Source organism: Paenibacillus sp. FSL K6-1318, from assembly GCF_037976905.1.
Taxonomy (GTDB): domain Bacteria; phylum Bacillota; class Bacilli; order Paenibacillales; family Paenibacillaceae; genus Paenibacillus; species Paenibacillus amylolyticus_A.
Map to the genome: position 1 here is coordinate 5,923,625 of NZ_CP150270.1, position 12,152 is coordinate 5,935,776.

General features: G+C 47.7%; 8 protein-coding genes. All 8 read right to left on the minus strand.

Annotated features, from left to right (window positions below; all coding sequences use genetic code 11):
- Positions 1 to 73: 73 nt before the first annotated feature.
- The 8 genes from pcrA to NYE45_RS26615 all read right to left on the minus strand — a co-directional run bounded on the left by pcrA (position 74) and on the right by NYE45_RS26615 (position 12,071).
- Positions 74 to 2,428: a DNA helicase PcrA gene (gene pcrA, locus NYE45_RS26580; protein WP_340014582.1), complete on the minus strand. Its 2,355-nt coding sequence runs from the start codon at positions 2,426 to 2,428 to the stop codon at positions 74 to 76.
- 532 nt (positions 2,429 to 2,960) lie between these two features.
- Positions 2,961 to 3,656 (minus strand): heptaprenylglyceryl phosphate synthase, encoded by a 696-nt coding sequence (locus tag NYE45_RS26585; RefSeq protein ID WP_340014583.1) that lies wholly within the window; start codon positions 3,654 to 3,656, stop codon positions 2,961 to 2,963.
- 115 nt (positions 3,657 to 3,771) lie between these two features.
- A complete protein-coding gene (locus NYE45_RS26590; RefSeq protein WP_340014584.1) occupies positions 3,772 to 4,647 on the minus strand; it encodes a phosphatidylinositol-specific phospholipase C/glycerophosphodiester phosphodiesterase family protein in 876 nt (291 codons plus the stop codon).
- A 135-nt stretch (positions 4,648 to 4,782) separates the two neighbouring features.
- The gene (gene rfbD, locus NYE45_RS26595; RefSeq protein WP_340014585.1) at positions 4,783 to 5,664 is read right to left on the minus strand and encodes a dTDP-4-dehydrorhamnose reductase; all 882 of its coding nucleotides are present in this window, start codon (positions 5,662 to 5,664) and stop codon (positions 4,783 to 4,785) included.
- Positions 5,661 to 6,686, minus strand: a complete 1,026-nt coding sequence (gene rfbB / locus NYE45_RS26600) for a dTDP-glucose 4,6-dehydratase (RefSeq protein WP_340014586.1) — start codon at positions 6,684 to 6,686, stop codon at positions 5,661 to 5,663. The genes rfbD and rfbB overlap by 4 nt, the downstream gene beginning before the upstream one ends.
- Positions 6,687 to 6,740: 54 nt before the next feature.
- Complete coding sequence (gene rfbC, locus NYE45_RS26605) at positions 6,741 to 7,289, minus strand: dTDP-4-dehydrorhamnose 3,5-epimerase (protein WP_340014587.1); 549 nt, start codon at positions 7,287 to 7,289, stop codon at positions 6,741 to 6,743.
- A 180-nt stretch (positions 7,290 to 7,469) separates the two neighbouring features.
- Positions 7,470 to 8,348, minus strand: a complete 879-nt coding sequence (gene galU, locus NYE45_RS26610) for a UTP--glucose-1-phosphate uridylyltransferase GalU (protein ID WP_340014588.1) — start codon at positions 8,346 to 8,348, stop codon at positions 7,470 to 7,472.
- Positions 8,349 to 8,423: 75 nt separating this feature from the next.
- Complete coding sequence (locus NYE45_RS26615; RefSeq protein ID WP_340014589.1) at positions 8,424 to 12,071, minus strand: DEAD/DEAH box helicase; 3,648 nt, start codon at positions 12,069 to 12,071, stop codon at positions 8,424 to 8,426.
- Positions 12,072 to 12,152: the final 81 nt, after the last annotated feature.

Here is a 12,152-nt window from a genome sequence, read left to right on the forward strand (position 1 = left end):
CTATTGCACATGAACTCTGATAACAGAATAACTTTCTGTACTCTCCGTTATCGTGCAAAAGGAGGTTTCGTTCTTATTCTACTTTTGTAATTGGGGCAAAGCCGGCAAGCAAACGTTTCACACCCACCGGAGCCGGGAAGGCAATCTGCAGTTCGGTATCATTACCTGTCCCTTTAACTGCAACAATTGTACCTGTCCCCCATTTACCATGCTGCACTTTGTCTCCTGCCTTGAACCCTGCTTCACCATTAGAAGCTACCGGCTTGGAAGCAGATGATGGCGTAGAGTATGCTGGGCGGGACGTACTCGTGGTCACACGCGAAGTTGGCGTGGAGGAGGTAGCAGATGAACCGCTCTTGCTTTGGTGATCGAAGAGCTTGGTGCCACCACCGAAGTTACTTCCTCCACTGGAACCTAGTCCACGTCCACCATATGAGCCGCCTCCGCTACTGCCGCGGCGGTAACGATCACGAGCCATGGAGGTGTCTTCCTTGAGCTCATCCGGAATTTCATCCAGGAAGCGGGAAGGCGGGTTCGCTGTGGTACGTCCAAACAAGGTACGCATCTGGGCACAGGACAGGAACAGTTGCTCTTCCGCACGGGTGATCCCTACATAAGCAAGTCGGCGTTCTTCTTCCAATTCTTCATTGTCCATAAAGGCACGGCTATGCGGGAAGACCCCTTCCTCCATACCTACGATAAAGACAACCGGGAACTCCAGACCTTTGGCGCTGTGCATGGTCATCAGGGTAACCGCGTCGCTCTGATCCTCTTCATCATCGTTCATGCTGTCGATGTCAGCAATCAATGCAAGATCGGTGAGGAATGAAACGAGCGTTTTGTCTTCATTATTTTTCTCAAATTCCATCGTTACGGACAGGAACTCTTCAATGTTTTCCAGCCGTGCACGAGATTCGAGTGTGTTTTCATTTTGCATCTCTAGACGATATTGGCTCATCTCAAGGATCTTCTCGGTCAGTTCAGTTACAGACAGATACTCTACCATCTGATGCAACGCAGCGATCATGTCGTAGAACTCCACCAGCGCATTTCGTGTACGGCCAGCAAAACCAAGATCATCCACGACCTGTAGCACACGGAAAATGGAAATTCCACGCTCTCCAGCCGCAGCAGCGAGCTTCGCTACTGTTGTATCGCCGATGCTACGCTTCGGTACATTAATGATCCGGGTAAGACTGATATCATCGTCGGGGTTGGATAACAGGCGCAGATACGCCAGGATGTCCTTGATCTCTTTACGATCATAGAACTTTATGCCGCCGACAATCTGATACGGAATATCAGACTTGATCAGAATTTCCTCTATAACCCGGGACTGGGCGTTGGTACGGTACAAAATGGCATGGTTCTGATAGGATTTGCCGTTCTTCACATTTTTACTAATCTCGGAAGTAACAAAATACCCCTCATCATGTTCGGAATCCGCACGGTACACCTTGATCTTTGAACCACCCTCTTTGTCCGTCCACAGTTTCTTCGGTTTGCGCCCTGTATTCAGGCCGATCACTTCATTCGCTGCATTCAGGATATTGGACGTAGAACGATAGTTCTGCTCCAGTAAAATTGTATTTGCTTCAGGGTAATCTTTCTCAAAGTTCAGGATATTGCTGATATCCGCCCCGCGCCACCGATAGATCGATTGGTCACTATCCCCTACAACGCAGATGCGGTGATGGCTGTCAGCGAGCATGCGGCACAGCATGTACTGTGCACGGTTCGTATCCTGATACTCGTCCACGTGAATGTACTGGAATTTCTTTTGGTAAAAGTCGAGGACTTCCGGTACTTCCTTGAACAGTTGAATAGTCTGCATAATAAGATCATCAAAATCAAGTGAGTTGTTGGCTCTTAACTTTTTCTGATACATCTTATATATCTTCGCTACAATACCCTCGAAATAGTCTCCAGCCTGCTTCTCATATTGCTCCGGACTGATCAGTTCATTCTTAGCCGTGCTCATCATGGATTGAACTGCTTTGGGCTCGAATTTCTTGGTATCGATATTCTGGTCTTTCATACAGCTACGAATTACAGATAATTGGTCCGATGAGTCCAAAATACTGAAATTGGAGGTAAAGCCGATACGTTCAATATCACGGCGCAGAATACGCACGCACATGGAGTGGAATGTGGATACCCAAATGTCGCGGCCCTGGGAGCCACCAACCAGTTGGGATACCCGGTCTTGCATCTCACGGGCGGCTTTGTTCGTAAAGGTAATCGCTAAAATGCCCCACGGGGGTGCCTTCCGTGTTGCAATAAGGTAGGCAATCCGGTGTGTCAGCACCCGGGTCTTGCCTGAGCCCGCTCCGGCCATAATCAGCAGCGGGCCATCCGTCGCCTCGACGGCTTGCCGTTGGGGGGTGTTAAGCCGTGCAACGGCATCATGTATATTTACAGGTTGCATGCATGCATGCTCCTTTCGTTGGTTGGTCTATAAAGCAAAAATTTATAGGTTACACTCGCCACTCCGATGACAGAATAATCTTCCGATCGCTGTTATTCCCTGATTTTTCGATCTACTTTTTCAAAGGTGAAAATCCGGTAATAAAGGCGAACGCTCCGCTTCTCCAGCTTATTTCTGTCCTCTTCGTTCTCGTGTAAAAATTAGTTTAGCTTATATTTAGGGGTAGTTGAAAATTACAAGAGCGCACACTTCGTTTCTTCAGATTGCTTCTGCACTCTCCGTTTCCGTGTAAACATAGTCCCTGTATACGAATTTCTTAGTAAAAGAACAATATAGGATAATAAGCACATGCTTACAGCTTAGCTTTCTTACAAAAAGCTTTTAGGGAACGCTCCGCTTATCCAGCTTATTTCTGTTCTCTACGTTTACGTGTAAACGACATTACGCTCATATAACTTGTTTAATTAGCAAGGGCAAAGTTCTATTTTAACAGATCATAAGGGGAAAATGGGGGATTGGTAAACTAAACCGATTAAATGGTTCCTTTCACGGCCAACACCGTCTCAAGTGCCTTATTCAAATTGCTGTACACAATGTTGCCTACCACGACGGTATCTGCCACCTGGGCAGCTTGCGCTGCTTTCTCTGGATCATCAATTCCGCCGCCATAGATAAGGTGTGCCCGATCCAGTTGTCTATATGTCTCACCAACAAGCTCCATATCTCCGAACGTTCCGCTATACTCCATGTATACGATTGGCAGATTGAGCAGACGCTCTGCAGCCTGGGCATATGCCACCGCAGCTCCTGTCGTCAGTTCCGTATCTGCACCAGTCAACCGAGCTACCGTGGAGTTTGCATTCAGGACGATATAACCCTCGGCAATCAGCAGATCCCACGGGATGAGATAACCATAACGCTCTATCGCTTGCTGGTGGTGCCCAATCATCCATTTGCTGTCCGTTGCATTCAATACCATCGGGATCAAATATCCGTCAAATCCAGGAACAACGGCTTCCAGATCAGATACTTCAAGCACACATGGCAACTCATAACGACGCACACGGGACATCAGGTCTACCGTGTTATCATAGGTAATTCCCGAAGATCCGCCAACGATAATCGCATCGGTCCCCGACATGCAGACCAGATCGAGTTCTTCGTCCGTAATTTCCCGGTCCGGGTCAAGCTTAAATACATGTCTCCACTGCTTAATCATGTCTATCAACGAACATTCCTCCAGAGGTTCTTCTGCATCCTAGAAAGCTTGTAAACTAAGTCTAAGTCAGCAGGCAGTGAGTGTCAATGTTCGTATAAAAAGGGGAACAGAAAAACATGTATTTTTACGGTTTCCAGGCAAAACGTGTATTCATTTCATCCAACTCCTGCTCCGTCAGCACGTCAGAGTATACCCCGTACACGCCCCATTTCTCATAGTTAGCCACCTGTTCAGTGTCATTGATGGTATGCACGTAGGTGACTGAGCCTGCACTATTAAGCTTGGCAACGAAATTCTGGTTTACTTTATATTCCGGCATGGTTACGGCATCAATATCATTCTTTTGCACAAAATCAACAACCTGAGCTTCTGTATCCTGTGTGGCATATAACGTATAGATAATGGAAGGGAATGCATAGACTTCTTTCACCGTTTCGAGCATCGGTTCGTTATAGATCTGTACAACCACCCGGTCCAGCACAGAGGGGTCATGTTCTTCCGCTGCATCCACCAGAGACTTTAGTACCTGCTGAATATCCTCGTCCTTCTGTTCCTTGGTATCGGTTACGATATACATATCCGGATACTCGGCCAGTACATCTATAATGCCATCGGCATCCATGGGTTGATACATACCCAAAATAGGCGTATTCATAAATTCATCATGAGTCAGCGCCCCGGCCTGTTTATCTTCAGGAAGCTCTTCGTCTTGTCCTAGCATTTTGCTCATATTAGCGGTCCACTCATGTCTGGCTACAGCTTTGCGATCCGATGTCAGCATAAAGTCGATCTCAAATACACGTGTGCCTTTCTCGTAATTGGCAATCATCGCTTCATAGGCATTGGTGTATGGTTGATCACGAATGCTGCCCATGGCATGGGCGATTAATCTATAAGCGGTAAATCCGTCCCGTTGTTCTTCACTCTGGCTTTCATAGGCGAAAAAGAGTGTACCCACGGTAACGATCAGTAGTGTCAAAACGGCGGCGATGCGTTTCATATCACATTCACATCCTCAGTACCTTTTTGTTAGCTAACTACCCGAATTGAGGAGGTGCAAAACAAAATAGCCGCCCGGAGGCGGCTGTTAAATGGTGGGATAGATTTGGGAGATCAATAACGTAGGTTAATATGCTCAGTCTGTTTTTTGCACACTTAACTCATTCAAAAATGCAATCAACGCCTCACGCCAGGGTCTCAGAGGTTCCAGACCGTTCGTTCTAATCGCCAAATGATCCATGACAGAGTATGCAGGACGAGGGGCTGGACGTGGGAACTGTTCGGTTGTACATGGAGTAAGTTCAGCCGTTGGCTTGAATCCACCATGCTTATTCGCTTCATCGCTTATTGCCTGTGCAAACTCGTACCATGTGCAAGTTCCGGAGTTGGAAGCATGATAGATGCCATACTTTTCACTCGCGGAAAGGATATGGATGAATCGGGCAAGATCCACCGTATAGGTGGGCGAACCTTGTTGGTCATGAACAACTTGCAGATGCGGACGTTTCTCCATAAGTTCCAGCATGGTTTTGACAAAATTACTGCCATAGACGCCAAAAACCCATGATGTTCGAATGATAAACCATTGCGTGCACAGACTTTGAACCAACCGTTCCCCTACAAGCTTGGACTTACCATACACACTCTGCGGATTCGTTACATCGTACTCTCGGTAAGGTGTGCTCCCGCTCCCATCAAATACATAATCGGTACTGATATATACCAATTTTGCTTTCACACTCTCGGCGGCAACCGCAATATTTCTAGTACCTGATGCATTGATAGCGTATGCTGTATCCTCATCTACCTCAGCCTGATCGACTGCCGTGTAGGCAGCACAGTGAATAATGATGTGAGGCTGGAACGTCGTAATCATGTCTGTGCACTGCTGTTGGTCGGTAATGTCCATCTGATTTCTATCACAGGCCAGTACTTGATGCCCCTCTGCTTGAAAGGTCTTCACCACATCATAACCCAGCTGTCCCGCCGATCCAGTCACCATAACTCTATAGTTCATTGGGACGAATCACCCATCCGCTTACCGTACTGAAGCTGGAAATAATCCTGATACGCGCCTGATTGAATTCTCGTCCACCAATCTTGATGTTTCAGATACCACTGAATCGTCTCCCTGATCCCAGTTTCAAAATTGTGTGCAGGTTGCCAGCCGAGCTCTGTACGTATCTTGGTAGGATCTATACCGTAACGCCGGTCATGTCCCAACCGATCCTGTACATATTGAATCAAGCTCGCCGGCTTACCCAATTGCTCCAATACGCTCTCTACAATATATATATTAGTACGTTCGTTATTTCCGCCAATGTTGTATACCTCTCCGGATTGACCTTGATGAATCACGAGATCAATTGCGCTACAGTGATCCTCGACATAAAGCCAGTCACGAATATTGAGTCCGTCGCCATATACCGGGATGGCTTCATCATTCAGTGCGCGGGCTATAATTAGCGGAATCAGTTTCTCCGGGAATTGGAAAGGTCCGTAGTTGTTGGAGCAACGTGTAATGTTTACAGGAAGTCCAAAGGTTTCATGATAGGCTCTTACAAGCAGGTCACCACCAGCTTTACTGGCAGAGTAAGGACTGTTAGGCATCAAAGGTGTATCTTCAGTAAATAAACCTGTTGCACCTAGTGATCCATACACCTCATCCGTCGATACCTGAACAAACTTGGTGACTTGATACTTCTTTGCCGCATCCAGCAGAACCTGAGTACCCATCACATTGGTACGGACAAAGATATCGGGTGACAGGATACTGCGATCTACATGAGATTCGGCAGCGAAATTCACAACCACATCGATGCCTTGGGCAAAAATAGCTTCCATCTCCTGTACATCTGCAATATCTGCTTTGATAAATGTATATTGAGGATTCGCCTCTACCGTATGCAAATTCTCCAAATTCCCCGCATACGTTAATGCATCCACATTGATAATTTCATAACTCGGATGTTCACGAAGCATATATAGCACAAAGTTGCTGCCGATAAATCCGGCCCCACCCGTAACCAGTAGTTTCATGCTGTCTCTCTCCCTCTGCCTCCAGATACAGAAGTATCTGAAAAGTCTGTTTAATTAGTCGAAGTTCAGTTCGGCATCTTTCAGTAAAGGATGCTTCTGGTCCTTCTCCGATAATATAGGTTTCGTCACAGGCCAATCAATGGCGAGCGCAGGATCATTCCATAGAATTCCACGGTCATGTTCAGGCGAATAATAGGCGTCTACTTTATAAGTTACCTGAGAATGAGATACCAAGGTGCAGAATCCATGAGCAAACCCCTGAGGAACAAGCAGTTGCCGCTGGTTGTACTCACTTAGAATGACACTTTTCCATTGTCCAAAGGTTGGGGAAGATTTCCGCACATCCACAATTACATCATATATAGCCCCAGATATAACCCTCACCAGTTTAGTCTGCGCCTTGGGATGAAGTTGGTAATGAAGTCCACGCAGAACACCAGCTTCAGCCGACAAAGATTGATTGTCCTGAATAAAGACGTGTTGTATCCCATTCTCATGCAGGACCTGTTCATTATAACTCTCCATAAAATATCCACGATGATCACCATAAACCTTGGGTTCCAAAATGGCTGCGCCATCCATAAACAGCGGAATTACCTTCATGACATCCCTCCGTTTTGCTGTTGACATCATTTCTTCATATTGACTATGTATATGTAAGGTGTCGGGTAAGTGTTTGTTCATTGGCCTGTATAACCCTTATATTTAATCTTCCATAAAATAAACCAAAGCCCAGCCGCGATATCATGCTTCGGCTGGGCTTCAAGAGAAAAAGGAAAACTGTTATTGATTCTTTACGACCTGCTCCAAATACTTTAAGAGATCTTTCCGCAGATCTGGTCGTTGCAACGCGTAATGAATCGATGTCTCAATAAAACCTAACTTCTCACCAACATCATGACGGAGCCCATCAAAGTGATATGCGAGAATCTGCCGTTGTTCGTTCAACCGGGACAAAGCATCTGTGAGTTGGATTTCTCCGCCTACGCCAACAGATTGTTGACCTAGTATCTCAAAGATATCCGGTGTAAGAATATAACGTCCCATAATAGCCAGGTTGGAGGGCGAATCCTCGGTCTTCGGTTTCTCAATTAAACGGCGCGCGCGAAAGACACGTTCATCGGTAGGAGTCAGCAATTCTCCGTCCACAATTCCGTAGCGGGATACCTCGCCCCAATCAACAGGCTGTACACCAACAATCGGAGATTGCAGTTCATCGTAGACATCGATCATCTGCTTCAGGCAGGGATGGTCCGCTTCCACAATGTCATCCCCTAACAGGACGGCAAAAGGTTCGTTACCTATAAACTTGCGGGCGCACCAGATGGCGTGACCAAGTCCCTTCGGTTCCTTTTGACGGATATAATGGATATCTGCCATCTCGGAGGGTTTGCGTACTTCGTTAAGCAAGTCCCATTTTTGTTTGTCCGCCAGATTCTGCTCCAGCTCAAACGAATAGTCGAAGTGATCTTCAATGGCCCGTTTCCCTTTACCCGTCACAATAATGATATCTTCAATGCCAGAAGCTACGGCTTCTTCAATAATGTACTGGATCGTCGGCTTGTCCACGATGGGTAACATTTCTTTTGGCATCGCCTTGGTGGCAGGCAGAAACCGGGTACCCAGCCCTGCGGCTGGAATAATCGCTTTGCGAATACGCATACGAACCCACTCCTTTTGCTAGATACATATTTTAATATATTTAATGATTCTGAGTGCTTGGATGCTTGGACTTCATTATACCATTAGCAATTCGCGGATATCCTGTTCGGATAAGGTCGTCGATCCCCCGTCTCCCGGTTCGATCACTTCGGCAATTAAGTCCTTCTTCTGCTGCTGGAGCTCCAAAATCTTCTCTTCGATCGTACCTTCGGTAACCAGGCGGATGACTTGCACCACTTGTTTCTGTCCCATACGATGGGCACGGCCAATGGCTTGTTCTTCCACCGCAGGATTCCACCATAGATCATATAATATAACGGTATCTGCACCCGTTAAGTTTAGCCCTGTTCCCCCAGCCTTCAGTGAAATCAGGAACAGTTCAGCTTCGCCCTCATTAAATCTGCGGCACATCTCAACACGGCTCTGTGCAGGGGTCTGACCATCCAAGTAGAACAGATTTCTTCCCTGTGCTGCGAGCGTCTGACGAATCAGGTTCAACATGCTCGCAAATTGGGAGAAGATAAGAATACGTTTGCCTGCAGCCAAACAATCCTCGACCGTTTCGAGCAACTGTTCCATTTTCCCGGAATCGCCTTGATACCCATCGACAAAGAGGGCCGGATGACAACACAACTGACGCAAACGCGTGATGCCAGCCAGAATTTTGATACGATTCTTCTGGAATCCGTTATCCTCCATGTCCTTCGATGCTTCATCCTGAAGTTGAGAAAGATATGCGGCGTACAGTTTCTTCTGTTCAACCGTAAGCTCTGAGCGCTGTACCGTTTCAATTCGATCAGGCAATTCTTCCAGCACATCCTTCTTCAGGCGGCGCAGAATAAACGGACGCACCATCCGCGAAATCCGTTCTGGAGGTAGGTCACGGAACCTTCTATAACTTGGAAACAGCCCGGGGAATACAGCTTCAAAAATGGACCACAATTCATCCAGTGAGTTCTCTACAGGCGTTCCTGTGAGTGCAAAACGACGCGGAGCCTGAATTTGTTTCACTGCCTGCGCGGTCTGGGAAGAAGCATTTTTAATCGCCTGAGCTTCATCCAGAATGAGTGTATGGAATGTTCGGCCCAGATAGGTGTCCAGATCCCGCCTTAACAGAGGATACGACGTCACAATCACATCTGCCTCATCCATACCTGAAAGCATGCTGGCTCGCTCTTCTTTCTGACCGGCTGCGATCAGGACTTTCAGATGTGGGGCGAACCGCGTAAACTCATTAGCCCAGTTATAGGTCAGCGAGGCAGGCGCAACGACCAGTACCGGAGGATGAATGACCCTCGTTCGGATCGTCAGTCCATCCTGCTGCACCGTGGACCATAAACCATCCGTATTCTCTGAAGCCACCTTATCCAATGGGAGTCCCGTTTCGGGATCGATGTCGGAAGTCGCCAACGTTTCACCGCCCCATAATGAGCCACTCTCCCGGTATTTATCAACGCCCGCATTGTCCGTATTGTACTCGGGCTTCTCCTGAAGTACCGCTGTGATATACGCGATGCTTTGCAATGTTTTTCCAAGTCCCATATCATCCGCCAGAATGCCGCCAAAACGATAATAAGCGAGGGTACGCAGCCACTGGTATCCACTGTTCTGATAATCACGCAGGATAGGAGTGAGAGCTTCCGGTAATGCAAAATCCATCCGCTCGGGATCTCGCAGATCATCGAGGAAACGTTTCAGGGAGCCTCCCCACTTCACATGACCGGAAACCTCATCCCTGCCTGGCAATTGTAACGCCCGGACAGCTGGCAGCAGGATATGGCTGCTCTTGATGTCACCTGCTCCCAGTCCGAGGGAATCGGCCATATGAGCGAAACTGTCTGCACCTTCATTTTCAAGCGAGAGAAACACACCGCTCTTGAGACGGAAATATGGTTTCTTTTCCACAATGCGACGCATGAGTTCCTGAAGCTCCTCCTCGTCCACACCTTCCATCTCGAATGAAATCTCCAGCCAGTCCAATCCTCTTCCCAAATCTGCTCGTACTTTCGGCGGTGTTGGATAGGATTGCACCATCGCCTTCACGGCGTTCGGCATGTAGATGTCTACCCGTTTCTCAAGTTCAGGCACCAGATGATACATGACATCATAGATGGCATCTTCCCGTTCACTAGCCCAGACACTACCATCCCTTTCGAGAAAGGATCGATCAAGCCGTTCAATCAGATTCCGCTCTTTGTATCGGTCACGCACCAAAATAACCTTTTTTTCTTCTTCGTCTATTAAATACTCTGCAAGCGGATTAATAACCATGACCTCATAGTCGAATTCCAGACGCGCTGTGATCCGTTCACGATAGAAGTCGATGTACAGCTTCGGGGAAAGTTCCGGTTCCGCAATCTGTTCACGCACCTGTGAATCAATGGACAGATGTCCGAGCGTACGCAGTTCTGGCACGACATGCTGAACAAACTCATCCACCTGCTGGGTCGAAATATCGATGCTTTCCTTGATCCCATATGAAGTGAGCGCCCCACTCAAATCCTCCAGACTTCGCATCTGCATTGGTTCCAACATATGCAACTGTCCTTCCACTACGGCAGCATCATAGGCAGGAAGAAGAATCAGCTCACGCAGTCCGGAAATTTCAAGCTGATATCCCTCATTTGTTCCTTGGGCAATCCGGTAAAACAAAGGCAGTACTCCCTCACCGAGCGTGAGTGGTCCATTGGCGAATCCTGTACCCTCCATCCGGCTGTCAGCCTGGAGTAGTAATTCCAGCAGCGGTTTCCATACGAGCGGAGCAATTAAAATATCACGTCCATCTGAAGCTCCCAAATAACCGGAAATAGATTGGCGATATGCCTCCTCGCTCTGTCTCATTCGAATAAGCATCGAGAGAATCGCCTGATCCTGCGGTGTGAAAACATGCAACAGTGGATCATAGTGGAACAACTTGGTAAATGACATTGGCTCGCCCTTCTCAATGCAGTTCAGGAATTGCTTCACTTTCTGCACCACATACAGACGTTTGTTACCCACTTTCAATTCAAGAGCGAGTTTCCCACCACCCTTGTGAACTTGTATCAGCTTGAGTATAAACTGAATCTGCAACTCTTCCCGTAAGGAGGATCGGCTGACAGGAGCGGTGTATTTACGATCATTTCCGTGCAGCGTTCTCCGATCCTTGGCAAACATGGACAGAATCTGATCCGCCGTACGGTAAGAAGGTTTATCTGCTGATCGGCCCCAACCCGAAGCTGAGCTTGGACGACCTTCCTGGGCAAAGTGAGCCGGAGGAGGCTCTGGAGCATTATTCAGTTGCTCTCGTTGTGAAGCAAACTGAGGGCGCTCCCACATGCTCTCTTCGACCAGCGTCCCTACCCTGGACTTGGAACCTGAGCTGGTGGAACCAGGTCCTTGGACTCTAGAAGAATGAGATGTCTTTCCAGAATCACGCGTGGCATTACGCTCCTGCTGCTCACCCCATTCGTGAATAGCCAACAGAACAGCAGCCACATGTTTGCAATAGTCATAATGCCTGCCATCACCCGGACAGCTGCAGCCTGCTACAATCTCACCCAATCCATCTACATCCACCGTCACCTGATAACGCTCCGATCCACGTACCTGTGCCTCGTAATGGAGCTGATCTTCACTGACCACCAGATTGGTCACCCTGCCAGATTGGTTATAATCTTCTCCACGCTTGAATGCCGTGACCCCGCACAGCAATTTGATATCCATGATTGTGAATGGCGCCACGCTTCTTCGCCTCCTGTGTCATGATGTAAAAAAACCCCAAGAGCTCCTTAAAGCAGAGTTTGGGGTTGCTTCATGCTTGCT

Excerpts from the sequence above, each read along its gene's own strand:
- rfbC (WP_340014587.1), bottom strand. The coding sequence starts at position 7,289 with ATGAAGGTAATTCCGCTGTTTATGGATGGCGCAGCCATTTTGGAACCC.
- pcrA (WP_340014582.1), bottom strand. The coding sequence starts at position 2,428 with ATGCAACCTGTAAATATACATGATGCCGTTGCACGGCTTAACACCCCC.
- NYE45_RS26590 (WP_340014584.1), bottom strand. The coding sequence starts at position 4,647 with ATGAAACGCATCGCCGCCGTTTTGACACTACTGATCGTTACCGTGGGT.
- rfbD (WP_340014585.1), bottom strand. The coding sequence starts at position 5,664 with ATGAACTATAGAGTTATGGTGACTGGATCGGCGGGACAGCTGGGTTAT.
- galU (WP_340014588.1), bottom strand. The coding sequence starts at position 8,348 with ATGCGTATTCGCAAAGCGATTATTCCAGCCGCAGGGCTGGGTACCCGG.
- rfbB (WP_340014586.1), bottom strand. The coding sequence starts at position 6,686 with ATGAAACTACTGGTTACGGGTGGGGCCGGATTTATCGGCAGCAACTTT.